The sequence below is a fragment of the Brevundimonas sp. LPMIX5 genome (genome assembly GCF_003576505.1).
Taxonomy (GTDB): domain Bacteria; phylum Pseudomonadota; class Alphaproteobacteria; order Caulobacterales; family Caulobacteraceae; genus Brevundimonas; species Brevundimonas naejangsanensis.
Window position 1 is genome coordinate 768,042 of the sequence record NZ_QWTZ01000002.1, and the last position, 18,356, is coordinate 786,397.

Below are 18,356 nucleotides of genomic sequence, written 5' to 3' on the forward strand. Positions count from 1 at the left end.
GGGCGATCATGTTCAAAGCGATCATTGAGGCGTCCGTCCGCTTCCGCTGGTTCGTCATCCTGGCCACGACGCTGGTCGCGGCCTGGGGCCTGTTCCAGCTGACCAAACTGCCGATCGACGCCGTTCCGGACATCACCAACCGACAGGTGCAGATCAACACCGTGGCCCCGGCCCTGGCCCCCGAACAGATGGAGCGTCAGGTCACCTACCCGCTGGAAACAGCGATGGCGGGCATTCCGGGGATACAGAGCACCCGCTCCCTGACCCGCAACGGCTTCAGCCAGGTGACGGTCATCTTCAGCGACGCCACCGACATCTACTTCGCCCGTCAGCAGGTGGCCGAACGGATGGCGCAGGCGCGTGAGAATCTGCCCGAGGGCGTCGAACCGGCCCTGTCGCCCATCACCACCGGCCTGGGCGAAGTCCTGATGTGGACGGTCGATCTGACGCCCTTCGACGCAAAGACAGCGCGCGCGGGCCGTCCCGGCTGGCAACCCGACGGCGCCTATCTGACGCCCGAGGGCGAGCGGTTGGATACGCCGCAGGCGCGAGCCACCTACCTGCGCACCGTTCAGGACTGGATCATCGCGCCCCGGATGCGGACGGCGCCCGGTCTGGCGGGCGTCGATGTCAACGGCGGCTATGTGAAGGAATACGCCGTCCGGCCCGATCCGGCGCGGCTGGCGGGTTACGGCCTCAGCCTGAACGATCTTGTTCAGGCGCTGGACCGCGCCAATACGCAGGCAGGCGCTGGCTATATCCAGCGCGCGGGCGAGGCCCTGACCGTGCGCACCGACGCCCTGGCCCAGACCGTCGAGGATCTGGCCCAGGCGCCCGTGGCCAACCGCAACGGCCTGGTCGTTCGGGTCGCCGATGTGGCCGTGGTCGAGATCGGCCAGGCGCCGCGTCTGGGCGGGGCCAGCCGCGACGGCCATGAGGCGGTGATCGGCACGGCCCTGATGCTGGCGGGCGAGAACAGCCGCACCGTGGCCCAGGCCGCCGCCGAACGACTGGAGCAGATCAGCGCCAGCCTGCCGCCCGACATCGTGGCCGAGCCGGTGCTGAACCGCAGCGCCCTGGTCAACTCCACCATCAAGACGGTGGCCAAGAACCTGACCGAAGGCGCCCTGCTGGTCATCGTCGTGCTGTTCCTGTTGCTGGGGAACATCCGCGCGGCGACGATCACGGCCCTGATGATCCCGATCAGCTTTCTGTTCGCGGTCATCGGCATGAACCGCTTCGGCATCAGCGGAAACCTGATGAGCCTGGGGGCGCTGGACTTCGGCCTGCTGGTCGACGGCGCCGTGGTGGTGGTCGAGAACACCCTGCTGCGTCTGGGCCAGAAACGCGCCGACATGGGCCGCGCCCTGACCCGCAACGAACGCCTTGGCGTCGCCGCCAGCGCCGCCCGCCAGATGGTCAAGCCCGCCGCCTTCGGCCAGCTTATAATCCTTCTGGTCTTCACCCCCCTGCTGATGCTGGAAGGGGTCGAGGGCAAGACCTTCATCCCCATGGGCGCCACGGTCATGCTGGCCCTGGTCGGCGCCTTCATCTTCTCCTTCACCTTCGTCCCGGCCATGGCCGCCCTGCTGGTCAAGGAGCCCAAGACGGTCCACGTCGATGAGAACGGCGAGGCGGAAGAGCATGAGACCTTCCTGCTGCGCCACGCGCGCCGCTGGATCGAACCGGCCATCCGTGCCGCCGTCTCGCATCCGAAGACGGTGCTGGCTTCGGCCTTCGGCGCCCTGCTGATCGGCGCCCTGGCCTTCACCATGCTGGGGCGCGAGTTCATCCCGACGCTGGACGAAGGCGACATCGCCATGCAGGCGCTGCGCGTGCCCTCGGCCTCGCTGGAGCAGTCCCTCGCCATGCAGATGGCGCTGGAGCGGGCCATCACCGCCCAGCCCGAGGTGAAGACCGTCTTCTCGCGCACCGGCACGGCCGAGGCGGCGGTGGACCCCATGCCGCCCAACATCTCCGACGCCGTCATCGTGCTGAAGAAACGCAAGGAATGGCCCGATCCCCGCCTGCCGAAGGAAGAACTGATCGCCCGCATCGAGAAGGCCGCTTCGACCCAGCTGGGCAACGCCTTCGAGTTCAGCCAGCCGATCGAACTGCGCTTCAACGAGCTGATCTCGGGCGTCCGCACCGATCTGGCGGTCATGGTCTATGGCGACGACTTCGCCCAGCTTCAGAAGACGGCGGACCAGGTGGCCAACGCCCTGCGCGACACGCCCGGTTCGGCCGACGTGCGGGTGGAGCAGGCGTCGGGCCTGCCGACCCTGACGGTCAGCGTCGACCGCTTCGCCGCCGCCAACTACGGCCTGTCGGCGGCCGACGTGTCCGAAGCCGTTTCGGCGGCCATCGGCGGCGCCGAGGCCGGCCAGATCTTCGAAAGCGACCGCCGCTTCGACGTGGTGGTCCGTCTGTCCGACGCCGAGCGCAACGACCCCGCCGCCCTGAACGCCCTGCCTGTCACCACCGCCAGCGGCGCAGCCATCCCCCTGTCCTCGGTCGCCCGCATTCAGGTGAAGGAGGGCCAGAACCAGATCAGCCGCAACGACGGCAGCCGCCGCATGGTGGTTCAGGCCAATGTGCGCGGCCGCGATCTGGGCGGCTTCGTCGCCGACGCCCAGAAGCAGGTCGACCAGCAGGTCAGCCTGCCCGCAGGCTATTCGCTGAAATGGGGCGGCCAGTTCGAGAACCTGAAGCGGGCTGAGCAGCGTCTGAGTCTGGTCATTCCCGTGGTCTTCGTCCTGATCGGCATCCTGCTTTTCATGGCGCTGGGGTCGTTCGCGGAGGCGGGGCTGGTGTTCGCCTGCGTGCCGCTGGCGCTGGTCGGCGGGGCGCTGTCGCTGTTGCTGAGGGGAATGCCCTTCTCGGTCTCGGCGGCGGTCGGCTTCATCGCCGTGTCGGGCGTGGCGACGCTGAACGGCCTTGTGCTGATGCAGGCCATCCGCGAGCGGCTGCAGGCGGGCCAGACGCCGCGTGACGCGGCCCTGCTTGGCGCCTTCAGTCGTCTGCGCGCGGTGCTGACCACGGCCCTGGTCGCCATCGTCGGCTTCATCCCCATGGCCATCGCCACCGGGGCCGGGGCTGAGGTTCAGAAGCCGCTGGCCACCGTGGTCATCGGCGGCCTGCTGAGCGCCACCGCCCTGACATTGCTGGTGCTGCCGACTTTCGCCGCCAGGGCCGTGAAACGTCGTCAGCCGGAGGATGGCGACCACTGATCAAGGAGGTTCGCCACGCGGCCCGCACGTCGGCCCATCGCGATATCAACCTCGCGCATGGGTCGGCGCCGCGTGGCGCCTCGCATTCGACTTGATGCCGATTTGATATCAAATACGAACAAAACGGCATTTTAGATCATCACAGACGCGCCCTAGGCTGACCTCCACTGAAGGATGCGGAGACGACAGGTGCAGGGATCAGCCATTCAGGTCGTGGAGACAATCATCCTCGACGTGCCCACGATCCGACCGCATGTCCTCTCCGTAGCGACCATGCAGTCGCAGACGATCGTTCTGGTTCGCCTGCGCTGCGCCGATGGGATCGAGGGCGTCGGCGAAGGCACCACCATCGGCGGCCTGAACTACGGCGGCGAGAGTCCTGAAGGCATCAAGCTGGCGATCGACGCCTATTTCGCCCCCCTGCTGGTCGGCGCCGATTCCACCCGCCCGGCGGTGATCATGGAGCGCCTGCGCCGCTCGATCATCGACAACCGCTTCGCCAAAAACGCCGTCGAGACCGCCCTGCTGGACATTCAGGGCAAGCGTCTGGGCGTGCCGGTCAGCGAGCTTCTGGGCGGACGCGTCCGCGACCGCCTGCCGGTGCTGTGGACCCTGGCCAGCGGCGACACCGCTCAGGACATCGCCGAGGCTGAAAGCATGGTGGCCTCGGGTCGCCACACCGCCTTCAAGCTGAAGATCGGCAAGCGGCCGGTGCAGGAAGACGTGGCCCACGTCGCAGCCATCAAACGCGCCCTGGGCGACCGCGCCAGCATCCGCGTCGACGTCAATCAGGCCTGGAGCGAGGCCGCCGCCAAACGCGCCCTGCCCCTGCTGGCCGAGGCGGGCGTCGACCTGATCGAACAGCCCATCCGCGCCCATGCGACAGCGGGCATGGCCCGGCTGACGGCGATGGGCCTGGTCCCCATCATGGCCGACGAAGCCTTGCACGGACCCGAGAGCGGCTACGCCCTTGCATGCGGCCAGTCGGCCGATGTCTTTGCGCTCAAGATCGCCCAGGCGGGCGGCCTGACCGAGTGCAAACGGCTGGCGGGCGTCGCCCAGTCGGCGGGAGTGGCCCTTTACGGCGGCACCATGCTCGAAGGCCCGGTCGGCACCATCGCCTCAGCCCAGCTTTTCGCCACCCTGCCCGAGATCGAGTTCGGCACCGAACTGTTCGCCCCCCTGCTGCTGACCGAAGAACTGCTGGCTGAGCCGCTGCACTACGCCGACGGCTGCCTGACGGTGCCGGACGGACCGGGCCTCGGCCTTCAACTGAACGAGGACGCCGTCGCGGCGCTTCGTCGAGACCGAGGCGCCCGAACCTCGGTCGTCACGCCCAAACTGGTAGCGGGGTAAGCCGATGCTGTTTCATGTCACGATGGATGTGCGCATTCCGCACGACGCCGATCCGGCCAAAATCGACCGGCTGAAGGCCGAGGAAAAGGCCCGCGCCCAGGATCTGCAGCGTCAGGGAATCTGGCGTCATCTGTGGCGTGTCGCCGGCCGTTACAGCAACGTCAGCGTCTTCGACGTCGCCGACGCCCAGACGCTGCACGACCTTCTCAGCACCCTGCCGCTGTTTCCCTACATGGACGTCCAGGTCACCGCCCTGTGCCGCCATCCGTCGTCGATCCACGAGGACGATCGTTAAAGAGCCCATCAAGGCCGAACATACTGGAGAGGAAGACCATGACCGAAGATTTCGTCGCCACGCCCGAGATTCAAAAGCTTCTGGACCGCGCCAGCGGCATGACCGTCGAGGGCGGCGATCCCCGTCTGAAGGCCATCATGCGCGACGTCGTCGAGGCCCTGATGCGCACCATCGTCAAGCACGACATCAGCGAGAACGAATTCTGGGGCGCGATCAAATTCTTCCAGGACGGCGCCCAGGAGTTCGGCCTGATCGTGCCGGGTTCGGGTCTTGAGCACTTCATGGACCTGTTCCTGGACGCCAAGGACGCCGAGGCGGGCCGCACCGGCGGCACGCCGCGCACCATCGAAGGCCCCCTCTATGTCGAGGGCGCGCCGCTGGTCGAAGGCGAAAACATCAACCTGACCGACGACGCCGACGACACCGACACCCTCTATATGACCGGCAACATCGTCGGCCCGGACGGCGAGGCGCCCGCCGACGCCATCCTTCACGTCTGGCACGCCAATTCGAAGGGCTTCTATTCCCACTTCGACCCGACCGGCGAACAGACGCCGTTCAACAACCGTCGCCGCATCAAGGTCGGCGCGGACGGCCGCTACTATTTCAGCTCCAAGATCCCCAGCGGCTATTCGGTGCCGCCGAACGGCGCGACCGACCGGATGCTGAAGGCCATCGGCCGCCACGGCAACCGCCCGGCCCACGTCCACTTCTTCGTCGAGGCGCCCGGCTATCGTTCGCTGACGACCCAGATCAACTTCGGCGATGATCCGTTCGCGGCCGACGACTTCGCCTTCGCCACCCGCGACGGCCTGCTACCGGTGCCGCAACGTCAAGGCGACAGCGCCTATGTCGCCTTCGACTTCACCCTGCAGCGTGCCGCTGCCGAGGGCGACCAGCACCTGTCCGGCCGCGCCCGCGCGGCGGCCTGATCGAAAGACCTGAGGTTCGTGTCCAAGATTTTCGCCTCTCCCCGAGCCGCGCTTGAGGGCCTGTTGTTCGACGGCATGACCATCATGTCCGGCGGCTTCGGGCTCTCGGGCAACCCCGAGAGCCTGATCCCCGAGATCCGGGCTTCCGGGGTCGGCGGGCTGACCGTCATCTCCAACAATGCAGGCGCCGACGGCTTCGGCCTGTGGATGCTGCTGGAGAGCCGTCAGGTGAAGAAGATGATCTCCAGCTACGTCGGCGAGAACAAGCTGTTCGAGCAGCAGTATCTGTCCGGCGAACTGGAACTGGAACTGAACCCGCAGGGCACCCTGGCCGAACGCATCCGGGCGGGGGGCGCAGGCATCCCCGCCTTCTATACCCGCACCGGCGTCGGCACCGTCGTCGCCGAGGGCAAGCCCGTCGAGACCTTCGAGGGCGATGATTATGTGCGCGAGACCTGGCTGCGCGCCGACCTGTCGATCATCAAGGCCTGGAGGGCCGATCCAGCCGGGAACCTGATGTTCCGCAAGACGGCGCGCAACTTCAATCCGAACATGGCGACGGCCGGAAAGACCACCGTGGTCGAGGTCGAGGAGATCGTCCCCGAAGGCGCCCTCGATCCCGACGCCATCCACACGCCGGGCATCTATGTCGACCGCATCGTCCTCTCGACCATCAATGAAAAGCGCATCGAGAAGCTGACGACGCGTCCGCGCGAGGAGGCGTCGGCATGAGCTGGACCCGTGACGAGATGGCCGCCCGCGCCGGGCAGGAACTTCGCGACGGCTACTATGTGAATCTGGGCATAGGCATACCGACGCTGGTCGCCAACCATGTGCCGGAAGGCGTCCGCGTCACGCTGCAAAGCGAAAACGGCCTGCTCGGCATCGGCCCCTTCCCCTTCGAGGGCGAGGCGGACCCCGATCTGATCAACGCCGGAAAGCAGACCGTGACCGTGCTGCCGACCTCCAGCTTCTTCTCCTCCGCCGACAGCTTCGCCATGATCCGCGGCGGCCATATCGACATGGCCGTGCTGGGGGCGATGGAGGTCGCCGCCAACGGCGATCTGGCCAACTGGACCATCCCCGGCAAGATGGTGAAGGGCATGGGCGGCGCCATGGATCTGGTCGCCGGGGTCAAGCGCATCGTCGTGGTGATGGATCACGTCGCCAAGGACGGCTCGCCCAAGATTCTGGAAAAATGCGCCCTGCCCCTGACCGGCCAGAAGGTCGTGGACCTGATCATCACGGACCTGGGCGTCATCGCTGTGGATCGCAAACAGGGCGGGTTGACGCTGATCGAAACCGCCCCCGGCGTCACGGTCGAGGAGATCACGGCCAAGACCGGCGCGCCGCTGGCCATCGCGGCGGCGGCATGAGCGCCCTCAAGAAGAGAGCCGCCGCGCGGCGAGCGATAGGGCAAGCCCAATGACCCAAGCCTTCATCTGCGACGCCATCCGCACGCCGGTCGGGCGGCTGAACAGCGGGCTGTCGGCGGTGCGCGCCGACGATCTGGCGGCGATCCCGTTGCGGGCGCTGGCCGAACGCAACCCTGCGCTGGACTGGGGCGCCGTGGAGGACGTCATCCTGGGCTGCGCCAACCAGTCGGGCGAGGACAACCGCAACGTGGCGCGCATGGCCGTGCTGCTGGCGGGCCTGCCCGAGACCGTGCCGGGATCAACCATCAACCGCCTGTGCGGCTCGGGCCTCAACGCCGTGGGGCTGGCCGCGCAGGCCATCCGCGCGGGCGAGGCCGAACTGATGATCGCCGGCGGCGTCGAGAGCATGACCCGCGCCCCCTATGTGATGGGCAAGGCCGCGACCGCCTTCGACCGCGCCCAGACGATCGAAGACACGACGATGGGCTGGCGCTTCATCAACCCGGCCCTGCGCGCCGCCTATGGCGTGGACACCATGCCCCAGACAGCCGAGAACGTCGCCGAACAGTGGGCCATCACCCGCGAGGCGCAGGACGCCTTCGCCCTGGACAGCCAGACCAAGGCCGCCGCCGCTCTCGCCTCGGGCCGGTTCGACGCCGAGATCGTTCCCGTCTCCGTGCCGCAACGGCGCGGCGACCCCGTCGTCTTCGCCGTGGACGAACATCCGCGCGCCACCTCCCTCGACGCCCTCGCCAGGCTGAAGCCGGTCGTGCGGCCGGACGGCACGGTGACGGCGGGCAACGCCTCGGGCCTCAATGACGGCGCGGCGGCGATGATCGTCGCCTCCGAGGCCGCCGCCCGCGCCCATGGCCTGACGCCCCGCGGCCGCGTGGTCGCCATGGCCGCGTCCGGCGTGGCGCCGCGCATCATGGGCGTCGGCCCGGTCGAGACGACGCGCAAGCTGTTCGCCCGCACTGGCCTCGGCATGGCCGACATGGACGTCATCGAACTGAACGAGGCCTTCGCCGCTCAGGCGCTGGCCGTGCTGCAGGACCTTCAGGTCGATCCGCGCGATCCGCGTCTGAACCCCAACGGCGGCGCCATCGCCCTGGGCCATCCCTTGGGGATGTCCGGCGCTCGCATCGTCATGACGGCGGTGGAGCAGCTTCACCGCACCGGCGGCCGCTACGCCCTTTGCACCATGTGCATCGGCGTCGGTCAGGGCATCGGCATGATCGTGGAGCGGGTATGAGCGTGCAACACATCACCACCGGCGACGGCTGCCGTCTGGCCTGGCGCTTCGACGGGCCGAAAGACGCGCCGGTGCTGCTACTGTCCAACTCGCTGGGCACCCGCATGGAGATGTGGGACGCTCAGATGGCCGCCTTCTCCGCGCAATACCGGGTGCTGCGCTATGACAGCCGGGGGCATGGCGCCTCGGACGCGCCTGCGGGCGCCTACGGCCTCGACCGGCTGGGCCGCGACGTGGTGGAATTGCTGGACGCGCTGGGACTTGAGCGCGTCGCCTTCTGCGGCCTGTCGCTGGGCGGCATGGTCGGCCAGTGGATGGGGGTGCGTGCGCCCGAACGGCTGGAGCGGCTGGTGCTGGCCAACACCTCGGCCTTCATGGGACCGCCCTCGGCATGGGACGCGCGCATCGCCAGCGCCCTGTCGCAGGGGATGGCGCCGCTGGCGGCAGCCTCGGTCGCCCGCTGGTTCACGCCGGTCTTCGCCGCCCGCGCGCCCGATCCGGTCGCTGTCATCGAGGCCGGGCTGCTGACGACCTCGCCGCAGGGCTATGCCGGGTGCTGCGCCGCCATTCGCGACATGGACCTGAGACGGCTGGGCGGACTGATAACGACGCCGACGCTGGTCATCTCGGGCGACGCCGATCCGGCCACCCCGCCCGACCACGCCGCCGCCCTGGTGAAGGCCATCCCCGAGGCCCAGCTGAAGGTGCTGGACGGCGCCCACCTGTCGAACGTCGAACAGCCCGACGCTTTCGCAGGGGCCGTGCTCAGCTTCCTCGCGGCCTGATCTGGCTGCGGGTGCGTTCGCGCACCAGGGCGCAGAAGCCGCCCAGCACCGAGGACCGATTGTCGCGCAGATAGGCCAGGCTCAGTTGCGTCTCCCGCTCCTCGCCCAGCAGGGGGCGATAGGCGACGCCGTGCAGTTGGGCTTCCGAGGTCGATTCCGGAACGAGCGACACCCCCGCCCCCACCGACACCAGCGACAGGGCGGTCTGAATCTCGAGCGTCTCCTGGGCGATCTCAGGGGTGAAACCCTCGGCGCGGCACAGGTCCAGCACATGGTCGGCGAAGCTGGGCCGAGGCTGGCGCGGGTAGAGGATGAAGGGCCGCACCGCCAGATCGGCCAGGGCGATATGGCTCTGTTCGGCCAGGATGTCGGTGTCCGGCAGGGCCACGATCAGCGGTTCGCGCTGGACCACCTCGCTGACGATGTCAGGGTCCTGAATGCCGGGGCGGGCGAAGGCCACGTCGATGGAGCGGTCGCGCAGCGCCACCCGCAGCTCGGCCGTGTTCATGGCGTGCAGCACCAGTTCAACCTCGGGGTACTGTTCGCGATAGGCGTTGAAGACGCCTGGCAGGATCGAAAAGGTCGCCGAGCCGACGAAGCCCACCTGAATCACCCCGACCAGCCCCTCGGCCGCGCGGCGCGCCACGCGCACCGCGTCGGCCACGCGCGCCTGAATGTCGCGGGCGCGCGGCAGCAGGGCCTCGCCCGCCGGGGTCAATTGAATGGCGCTGCGGCTGCGGTCGAACAGCTGGGCGCCGATGGCGTTCTCCAGGCTGGCGATCTGACGGCTGAGGGCGGGCTGGGCGATGTAGAGCCGTTCCGCCGCCCGGCCGAAATGGAGTTCCTCGGCCACGGCAAGAAAATAGCGCAAACGCCGCACATCGACGCCCGAAAGGACGGCGCGCGGCAAAGGTTCCGGCTTGGGCGAGCGTTTCATTCCAACATCAGAGCCTGACGCCTGCCTGCAGTGCAATACCTGAAAGGCATCAGACCCTGCCCTTTTTGTATTGGCCCATTATCAGACCCTCGGACAGTCTTCGTTTCAGGGAACAAGCCACGAGCCGCGCAAAAGCGGCCCAACCCAGGAAACGACCATGACAGCGGCGCCCAGCCCGATCACGCGACCCTGCCCGGTTCCGGCCGGTCGCCCCAAGCTCCAGACCGTCGTCCGCAACGTCACGGACAATGGCATCGTGGAGTTCGACTTCATCTACGGCGACCCCGACCTCAGCGTCGAACTGGTCCTGCCGATCGCCGCCTTCCGGGAATTCTGCCTGGAGAACGGCTGTCAGGTGACCGCCGCCGATCCCGCCGCCAGCCACGCCGTGCTGCGCCTCGTCAAAAACGGCGCCGCCCTCGAACCTGTTGGAGCGTCACAATGAACATCGACCTGAAAGCCGAGGCGATCACGCCGCGGCGTCACACCTTCTCGCACATTGCCCGGCGCTTCGGCGTCGACAAGCCCGCCTCGCGCTACGAAGAAGCGACTTTCGACGTGCAGCCGATGGTCAACTTCCACTATCGGCCGACCTATTCGCCGCAATTCGAACTGTACGATGCGCGCCGCACCCGCATCGTGATGAATGACTGGTGTCTGACCATCCGCGCTTCATCAGTCTCAGCAGGCCCTACCACGTACGGATCCAGGCCGATGACATAGAGGCGGCGCCCCGTCATGGGGCGCAGGCGGCGTAGCAGCGACTGCTGGAAATAGGGTGCAAAGCCTTCCACGGCGCCGATCAGATAATCGGCCACGACTGTATCGTGAACCTCGCCCTGCAGAAGGTTCGGGTCCGTCCAGTTGCCGAGGACCAGACGATCCTGCGGCCGAAAACGCGCGCCCACAACCTTTCGCACCTGATCCGCATGCCCCGGAGCGGCCGTCACCCCCGTCTAGGATTCGGTGGTCTGGCCGGTGCTCCAGAGACTTGAGTTCACGCCTGTGCCGGCGTCCAGGAATCGTCCCCACGGCCTGTCGCGCTGCAGCATTTCCACATGATCGAACAGGCTCATTGCACAATCGCCGGCTCAACGACCCCGGTCGCACGGCGCACCAGTCGCTCATCGACATCATAGTCCATTGCATCCGCCAGACGCACCGCAGCCTTCAGCGTCATCCGTTCCCGATCACGCAGCCACAGACAGACCTGGCCTCGGGGAACGCCCAGCCTCCTCGCCAGCCGGGATTGGTTGAGACCGTCCTTCCGGCGCTTCTCGTAAACCTGACCGATCAAACGCCATAGTTGGCGCTGCACCCGCTCCGCTTTTTCAGCCGCTCCCACACCCCTCATTTCCATCTCCGCTCAGGTCCGCTTGATGAATGTTATGATATAACATAATAGCGACTTTCTTCATGAACGGGGAACGCCATGCACTCAAGATCAATCCTTCTCGCCGCCGCGAGTTTTTCAGCAGTTTCGACGGCTGCCTGGGCTGACGCCCTGCCCCAGTCCGGTCCAGCGACCACGCGCGTCGATGACGTAGTGGTCACGGCTGACGCCTTGGGGCGCTCGGGCAGCGAGGTCGTCTCAAGTGTGGCGGTTCTGCGCGGCGACGAGTTGATCCAGCGTCGGCAATCAACGCTGGGCGAGACGTTGACGGGCTTGCCGGGCGTCAACTCGGACACCTTCGGCGGCGGGGCCAGCCGCCCGGTGATCCGTGGCCAGACCGCGCCGCGCGTGAAGGTGCTAACCGACGGCTCGGCCCTGATGGACGCTTCCGAAGTCTCGCCCGACCACGCCGTGTCTGGAGAGCCTCTGCTGCTGGAAGGCGTCGAAATCCTGCGCGGGCCGTCCGCCCTGCTCTACGGCGGAGGCGCCATCGGCGGAGCGGTCAATCTGATCGACAAGAAGATTCCGACACGCATCCCTGAGAACGGCGGCGAAGGCGTCGCCGAATTCCGGCTGGGCACGGCGGACAATGAACAGGCGGGCGTGGTCGGCCTGACCGCCGGCGCCGGGTCCTTCGCCATCCGGGTCGAGGCCGCCGGGCGCCGCACCGACGACTACGAAGTCCCCAATTTCGATGAAGCCACGCTGGACGGATCGTTCAACCGCAGTTCGACCGCAACCCTAGGCCTGTCCTGGATCGGTTCGGGCGGCTATCTGGGCGCCGCCTATACGGAGCAACGCAGCGAATACGGACTGCCGGGGCACACGCATGAGTATGAATCCTGCCACCCGCACGGCTCCAGTCTGCATTGCGGCGGTCATGACCACGGCGATGACGATGACGATCATGATCACGACCACGATCATGACCATGTCCCGGTCGTAGACCTGATCAGCAAACGGGTGGACGTGCGCGGCGAGATCGAGGACCCGTTCGCCGGAATCGAGCGCATCCGCTTCCGCGGCGGCTTCACCGACTATCGCCATGACGAGATCGACGACGGCGAGATCGCCACCACCTTCACCAACAAGGGCTACGACGCCCGCGTCGAAGTGCAGCACGCCGCCATCGGCGGGGTGCGCGGCGTGATCGGCGCCCAGACCTCGCGCAGCGACTTCGCCGCCGTGGGCGCCGAATCCTTCATTCCCGAAAGCCGGACCGAGAACCACGCCCTGTTCCTGGTCGAGGAATACGTCGCCGGCGACTGGCGCTTCGAAGGCGCCCTGCGGCAAGAATGGCAAGACGCCCGCGCACAGGGACGCCCCGACGTCGACCACAAGCCCTTCTCTATCTCCGGCGCCGCCAGTTGGACCTTCACGCCCGGCTATATGGTCAGCCTGACCCTGGCCCGCTCGCAGCGCGCGCCGACAGCCCAGGAACTCTATGCACGCGGCGTCCACCTGGCCACCAACACCTATGAGATCGGCGACGCAGACCTGGACGTCGAGACGGCCGTGTCGGTCGAGTTGGGCCTGAAGAAGACGGAGGGCGCCACCACCTTCGCCGCCAGCCTGTATCACTACGACTACGACGGCTACGTCTATGCCCGCACGCTGGATCAGTTCGAGGACTTCCGCCTGATCCGCTACAGTCAGGACGACGCCCGCTTCACCGGGATCGAGGGCCAGATCACCCACGACTTCAGGCCCGGTCTATCGGCCACGGTGTTCGGCGACTATGTCCGCGCAGAATTGAAAGGCGGAGGCGGCGACCTGCCGCGCATTCCTGCCGGTCGTCTGGGCGCGCGCGGCGACTTCTATCAGGGCGCCTGGTCCGGCAACATGGAGTATGTCCACGTCTTCGAGCAGGATCGTATCGCAGCCTTCGAGCGCAAGACGCCCGGCTACGACATGATCAACGCCACCGTCGCCTATGACGTCCCGACGATCGCCGACATCAGCGGCCAGATTTTCGTGCGCGGGACCAATCTTTTGGACGAGAAGGCGCTGAATCACGCCTCCTTCATCAGCCATCTGGCTCCGCTGCGCGGCCGCAATTTCGTGCTCGGCTTCCGCGCCCGCTTCTGACGCCTCCCTATTGTCCTGGCCGCGACGTCTAAGGCGTCGCGGCCGCCACGCCCTGAAAGAATCGCCATGACCGCTCGCGTACAAACCTGGGGAGACGCCGCCGCCATCGGCCTGTCCTGCCTGTGCATGATCCACTGCCTGGCCCTGCCGCTCGCTGCAGGAATGCTGCCGATGCTGGGTTTGTTCGTCGAGGCGCCCTGGGTGCATTGGGCCTTCGCCGCGACGGCGGCTCCCATCGCAGCCTGGAGCCTGACGCGACCGGACGCCAGCGGACGCCGCGCCTGGCCGCTGATCAGTCTGGGAGCCCTCGGCGTCGCCATGCTGTTCCTAGCGGCCGCCGAGTGGCCATCCCACGAAATGGAGACGCCGATCACTGTCGTCGGCGGCCTGATGCTCAGCGCAGCTCATGTGATGAACTGGCGACGCAGACCGCATGTCCGCTAAGCCTGCCGGCGCCCGCCTTCAGGCGACGGGCGCGTCGAGCATTCACGGCGCTAGGCCGACAGTTCTTTCCGGATGATCTCGGCCCCGGCGCTCAGGGCTTCCAGTTTGCCTTGGGCCACACGGCGAGACAGGGGCGCCATGCCGCAATTGGTGGCGGGATAGAGTTTATCGGCGTCCACGAACTGAAGCGCCTTACGCAAGGTGTCAGCGACCTCCTCCGGCGTCTCGATCGTGTCGGTCGCCACGTCGATGGCCCCGACCATCACCTTCTTGCCCCGGATCAGTTCGATCAGATCCATCGGCACGCGCGCGTTCTGGGCCTCAAGCGAAATGATGTCGATGCTGGACGTCCGCAGCTTGGGGAAGGCCTCCTCATACTGCCGCCATTCGGAACCAAGCGTCTTCTTCCACTCGGTATTTGCCTTGATGCCATAGCCGTAGCAGATGTGGACGGCGGTCTCGCAACGAAGCCCCTCGGCCGCCTTCTCCAGCGTCGCCACGCCCCAGTCGTTGACCTCGTCGAAGAAGACGTTGAAGGCCGGCTCGTCGAACTGCACGATGTCGACGCCCGCCGCCTCCAGCTCTCTGGCCTCGTCATTGAGGATTTTTGCGAATTCCCAGGCCAGTTTTTCGCGGCTGCCATAGTGGTCGTCATAGAGGGTGTCGATCATCGTCATCGGCCCCGGCAGGGCCCATTTGATCGGCTGGTCGGTTAACCCGCGAAGGTATCTGGCGTCCTCGACGAAGACCGACTTCGGTCGGCTGACGGCGCCCGCGACCACCGGCACGCTGGCGTCATAGCGATTGCGGATACGCATGGTCTTGCGGTTCGCGAAGTCTACGCCGTCCAGGTGTTCAATGAAGGTCGTGACGAAATGCTGGCGGGTCTGTTCGCCGTCGCTGACGATGTCGATGCCGGCCCGGCGCTGATCGCCCAGCGACAGCCGCAGCGCGTCCCGCTTGGCTTCGATCAGGTCCTCCCCTTCCAGTTTCCAGGGCGACCAGAGGGTTTCAGGTTCGGCCAGCCAGACAGGTTTGGGCAGACTGCCGGCGGTCGAGGTGGGCAACAGGGTTTTCATGATGGATGACTTTGGAATGCTGGGCTGGATCAAACGGCGAAGCTGGCGGACCATTGGTCGAGGACGTCGCGGTACGGCTTGATGAAGCGTTCTTCGACGAACCTGCCCTGTTCGACGGCCAGCCGGCTGCGCTCGTCACGGTCGTAGACGATGCGGGTCAGGGAATAGTCCTGATATTTCAGGCTGGGCTGGTAGTGTTCGGTCGCCGGCGAGTTGGCGTTGTAGATCTCGGGGCGATAGATCTTCTGGAAGGTCTCCATGGTGCTGATCGTGCTGACCAGTTCCAGGTCGGTGTAGTCCGCCGTCAGGTCGCCCACGTGATAGAAGGCGAACGGCGCCACGCTGCCCTTGGGCATGAAGTAGCGGACCTTCATCCCCATCTTCGCGAAATACTGGTCAGTCGGCGAGAACTCGTCATTCTCATATTCGAAGCCGAGCACGGGATGCTCATTCCCGTTCCGATGATAGGTCTTGTTGCTCGACACGCTCAGGCAGATGACCGGCGGCTTTCGGAAATTTTCCCTATAGGCGCTTGACGTCAGGAAGTACCTGAACAGCTTTCCATGCAGATCGCCGAACCCTTCCGGGGCCCCGGCGCCAGGGTGGCTCTTCATATGCTCCGGCAGAACCACGCTGAAGTCGTAGTCGCGGACGTAGGAGGAGAAGTTGTTCCCCACGATCCCGTCGATCCGCTCGCCGGTCTGCTGATCGACAATCGTCGTCTGAAGAATTTCGATCAGCGGGAAACTGTCCGCCCCCTCACCCGGGGCGACGCTCATCTCGACGGAGATGATCTGGAGTTCAACCGCGTAGCGATCGCCCTTCGGATTGTCCGTGTGCGCCAGCGAGTTGAACCGGTTGTCGATCATCCTCAGCGTGTTGCGCAGATTCTCCTGACGGCTTTCCCCTCGCGCCAGGTTCGCGAAGTTGGTGGTGATGCGCGTGTTTTCGGCAGGAACATAGTCCTCGTCGAGCGGGGTCCGCTTGATGCTGAAGGTGAATTCGCTGCTGAGCATGGTCTCTGCCGTTATGCTGTGACGGGACAGCGGACAGGGACGCGCGACCGCCCGCGCGGAATCGTCCCGTCGCGGCGCTCATGCGGCCTGACCGACACCCCGTCGGAGGACGTTATCTGTCGCGGCAGGTCTCCTGGCTCACGGGTCATCGCCTCCGGTCCGGCCTTCCCGAAGGCGAACCTCCAGTGACGCGAAATGGACCTTCGACTCGCCGCTCACAGTTGCGGGGGCAGCGCCGGCATCGACCGCAGTCTCACCGGCTTCCCTCTTAGCTCCGCACAGTCCGAAGACTGCGCGCAGAACCACGACGACGCGAAAATGCCACGGCCGTCGCCAAAGTCAATAACGATATAAGGATATCTTTATATCGTTATTGATACCTGTTTCAGGTCGCCGCCGCCGTCGGATAGGGCGTAGAGACGCTGCGATCCATGTCGATCTGCAGAGCGCGACCGATGAAGGGGAAGGCGCGCTGCGGGCATGTCGGGCGCTCGCAGATCTTGCACCCGGCGCCGATGGGGGTGGCGGCGGCCTGATCGGACAGGTTCAACCCCTGCGAATAGACCAGCCGCTCTGCGTGACGGATGTCGCAGCCCAGTCCAATCGCGAACGTCTTGCCCGGCGCGCCGTACACTGGCCCCGGACTGCCTACGGTGCGGGCGATCCACAGATAGGTGCGGCCGTCCGGCATCTGAGCCATCTGGGTCAGCACCCGCCCCGGCTGGACGAAGGCCTCATAGACGTTCCATAGCGGGCACGAGCCGCCGACGCGCGAGAAGTGAAAATCCGTGGCCGACTGGCGCTTGGAGATGTTCCCGGCGCGGTCGACGCGGATGAAGAAGAAGGGCACGCCAAGGGCGCCGGGTCTCTGCAAGGTCGACAGGCGGTGGCAGACCGTCTCGAACCCGACGCCGAAATGCCGCCCCAGCCGGTCGATGTCATAGCCGTAGACCTCGGCCTGCCGCAGGAAGTCGCCATAGGGCAGGAGCAGCGCCCCGGCGAAGTACTGAGCCAGGCCGATGCGCAACAGGTCGCGGGTTTCGCGCTCTTCCAGCACAGCGGCGTCGATCAGGCTTTCGATCAGGTCGCCCGCTTCCAGGAAGGCCAGTTGCAGCGCCATCTGAAAGGCCTGCTGACCCTGCTTGATAAAGGCCGAGACATACAGCGTCCGGCTCGGCCCGTCGTAGCGGCGCTGGGCCTCGTCCGTCTCGTCGAAGACGACGCGGACGCCGTGCTTCTCGGCCAGCCATGCGATCAGTCCGGGCCGCACCTGGCGCGGCGACAGCCCCGCCGCCGCATAAAGACGCTCAGCCGCCTCATCCAGTTCGGCGACGTGATTGCGGCGCGAATAGAAGAAGTCGCGCACCTGCTCGAACGGCATCCGCGCGGGGGCCTCTCCCGCCACGTCTTCACCCAGCCTCAAAGCCATGGCCTCGGCGCGTTCAGCACTCTGACGCGTCTTGCGGTGCAGGGCGACGAGGGCGCGCCCCACGGCGGGCATGTTGAGCGCCAGTTCTCTTAGCTCGACGGTCGAGATCGGCTCATCGCCGCCGTCCGCCAGCGCGTCGCGCACATCCGAGATCAGCCGCCCCTCTTCATCCTCCGAAAAGAACTGCACGTCGACGCCGAAGACGGCGTTCAGCTTCAGCAGCAGGGGCACCGTCAGGGGGCGCTGGTTCTGCTCGATCTGGCTCAGATAGGAGTTGGAGATATCCAACGCCCGCGCGACCGCCGTCTGGGTCAGGCCGCGCTCCTCGCGCAGCCGACGCAGCCGTACCCCCATGAAGGTCTTGCTCATGTATTTTGCAACTTTTACAGATCGAGCTGGCGATATTGACAATATTTGCGCGATAAATCGCGAATAATCAGCACTTTATGTGAATATTGCAAATATCCTGGCCGTGCAAGAACGGCTCAGTTCCCCGCGTCGAACGACCCGGCCGGGACCAGAATGCGCCCCTCCATCAGGCGACGTGCGCTGCGGCTCATGATCGCCCTTTCCACCGTCCAGACGCCCTCGGTCTGACGCGCCTCGGCGCCGACCGTCAGTGCGCCCGACGGATGGCCGAAGCGAACCGAGCGACGCTCGCCGCCCCCGGCCGCCAGATTGACCAGAGTGCCCGGCACAGCCGCCGCCGCGCCGATGGCCACCGCCGCCGTCCCCATCATGGCG

The 18,356-nt window shown here is 66.4% G+C and carries 18 protein-coding genes and 1 riboswitch; of the genes, 12 read left to right on the top strand and 6 right to left on the bottom strand.

Annotated features, from left to right (window positions below; genetic code table 11):
* Positions 1 to 8 precede the first annotated feature (8 nt).
* From D1604_RS04795 to pcaD, 8 genes are all read left to right on the top strand, one after another.
* Complete coding sequence (locus tag D1604_RS04795; RefSeq protein WP_119412384.1) at positions 9 to 3,230, top strand: efflux RND transporter permease subunit; 3,222 nt, start codon at positions 9 to 11, stop codon at positions 3,228 to 3,230.
* A gap of 189 nt (positions 3,231 to 3,419) precedes the next feature.
* Entirely contained in the window at positions 3,420 to 4,586 is a 1,167-nt protein-coding gene (locus D1604_RS04800; protein ID WP_233551867.1) for a muconate/chloromuconate family cycloisomerase, read from the top strand.
* Between the two features lie 4 nt (positions 4,587 to 4,590).
* On the top strand, positions 4,591 to 4,881 hold the full coding sequence (catC, locus tag D1604_RS04805) for a muconolactone Delta-isomerase (protein WP_046654385.1): 291 nt from the start codon (positions 4,591 to 4,593) through the stop codon (positions 4,879 to 4,881).
* A 38-nt stretch (positions 4,882 to 4,919) separates the two neighbouring features.
* The gene (locus D1604_RS04810; RefSeq protein WP_119412386.1) at positions 4,920 to 5,813 is read left to right on the top strand and encodes a dioxygenase family protein; all 894 of its coding nucleotides are present in this window, start codon (positions 4,920 to 4,922) and stop codon (positions 5,811 to 5,813) included.
* 18 nt (positions 5,814 to 5,831) lie between these two features.
* Complete coding sequence (locus D1604_RS04815; protein WP_119412387.1) at positions 5,832 to 6,545, top strand: CoA transferase subunit A; 714 nt, start codon at positions 5,832 to 5,834, stop codon at positions 6,543 to 6,545.
* Positions 6,542 to 7,189, top strand: a complete 648-nt coding sequence (locus D1604_RS04820) for a 3-oxoacid CoA-transferase subunit B (RefSeq protein WP_119412388.1) — start codon at positions 6,542 to 6,544, stop codon at positions 7,187 to 7,189. Before D1604_RS04815 ends, D1604_RS04820 begins: the two co-directional genes overlap by 4 nt.
* Positions 7,190 to 7,238: 49 nt before the next feature.
* The gene (gene pcaF, locus D1604_RS04825; RefSeq protein ID WP_119412389.1) at positions 7,239 to 8,441 is read left to right on the top strand and encodes a 3-oxoadipyl-CoA thiolase; all 1,203 of its coding nucleotides are present in this window, start codon (positions 7,239 to 7,241) and stop codon (positions 8,439 to 8,441) included.
* Complete coding sequence (gene pcaD / locus D1604_RS04830; RefSeq protein ID WP_119412390.1) at positions 8,438 to 9,226, top strand: 3-oxoadipate enol-lactonase; 789 nt, start codon at positions 8,438 to 8,440, stop codon at positions 9,224 to 9,226. Before pcaF ends, pcaD begins: the two co-directional genes overlap by 4 nt.
* Here the strand turns inward: pcaD and D1604_RS04835 are convergent.
* Positions 9,207 to 10,163 carry a LysR family transcriptional regulator gene (locus D1604_RS04835; RefSeq protein WP_119412391.1) on the bottom strand — a complete coding sequence of 319 codons (957 nt, stop codon included), beginning with the start codon at positions 10,161 to 10,163 and terminating at the stop codon, positions 9,207 to 9,209. The two genes, pcaD and D1604_RS04835, sit on opposite strands and share 20 nt — an antisense overlap.
* 157 nt (positions 10,164 to 10,320) lie before the next feature.
* On the opposite strand from D1604_RS04835, the gene D1604_RS04840 reads away from it, so the two are divergent.
* Together D1604_RS04840 and D1604_RS04845 are read left to right on the top strand one after the other, a co-directional pair.
* On the top strand, positions 10,321 to 10,608 hold the full coding sequence (locus D1604_RS04840) for a phenol hydroxylase subunit (protein ID WP_119412392.1): 288 nt from the start codon (positions 10,321 to 10,323) through the stop codon (positions 10,606 to 10,608).
* Positions 10,605 to 10,886, top strand: coding sequence for a hypothetical protein (locus D1604_RS04845; RefSeq protein WP_199683669.1), 282 nt, complete (start codon positions 10,605 to 10,607; stop codon positions 10,884 to 10,886). Before D1604_RS04840 ends, D1604_RS04845 begins: the two co-directional genes overlap by 4 nt.
* 349 nt (positions 10,887 to 11,235) lie before the next feature.
* On the opposite strand, the gene D1604_RS04850 is transcribed toward D1604_RS04845, so the two are convergent.
* On the bottom strand, positions 11,236 to 11,517 hold the full coding sequence (locus D1604_RS04850) for a helix-turn-helix transcriptional regulator (RefSeq protein WP_158584911.1): 282 nt from the start codon (positions 11,515 to 11,517) through the stop codon (positions 11,236 to 11,238).
* Between the two features lie 78 nt (positions 11,518 to 11,595).
* Here D1604_RS04850 and D1604_RS04855 point away from each other — a divergent pair, with 78 nt between their 5' ends.
* Positions 11,596 to 13,644 (top strand): TonB-dependent receptor domain-containing protein, encoded by a 2,049-nt coding sequence (locus D1604_RS04855; RefSeq protein WP_119412394.1) that lies wholly within the window; start codon positions 11,596 to 11,598, stop codon positions 13,642 to 13,644.
* Between the two features lie 66 nt (positions 13,645 to 13,710).
* Entirely contained in the window at positions 13,711 to 14,088 is a 378-nt protein-coding gene (locus tag D1604_RS04860) for a MerC domain-containing protein (protein WP_119412395.1), read from the top strand.
* A gap of 50 nt (positions 14,089 to 14,138) precedes the next feature.
* Here D1604_RS04860 and D1604_RS04865 read toward each other — a convergent pair whose 3' ends face one another.
* The 4 genes from D1604_RS04865 to D1604_RS04880 form a co-directional block, all read right to left on the bottom strand.
* Positions 14,139 to 15,167 (bottom strand): methionine synthase, encoded by a 1,029-nt coding sequence (locus D1604_RS04865; protein ID WP_119412396.1) that lies wholly within the window; start codon positions 15,165 to 15,167, stop codon positions 14,139 to 14,141.
* Positions 15,168 to 15,196: 29 nt separating this feature from the next.
* Positions 15,197 to 16,183, bottom strand: a complete 987-nt coding sequence (locus D1604_RS04870) for a DUF1852 domain-containing protein (RefSeq protein WP_119412397.1) — start codon at positions 16,181 to 16,183, stop codon at positions 15,197 to 15,199.
* Positions 16,184 to 16,289: 106 nt separating this feature from the next.
* Positions 16,290 to 16,505, bottom strand: a riboswitch (cobalamin riboswitch).
* A gap of 63 nt (positions 16,506 to 16,568) precedes the next feature.
* The gene (locus tag D1604_RS04875; protein WP_024353871.1) at positions 16,569 to 17,981 is read right to left on the bottom strand and encodes a short-chain fatty acyl-CoA regulator family protein; all 1,413 of its coding nucleotides are present in this window, start codon (positions 17,979 to 17,981) and stop codon (positions 16,569 to 16,571) included.
* 116 nt (positions 17,982 to 18,097) lie between these two features.
* Positions 18,098 to 18,356 (bottom strand): 2-methylaconitate cis-trans isomerase PrpF family protein (locus D1604_RS04880; protein WP_233551868.1); only part of this gene is annotated, 259 nt, incomplete at its 5' end.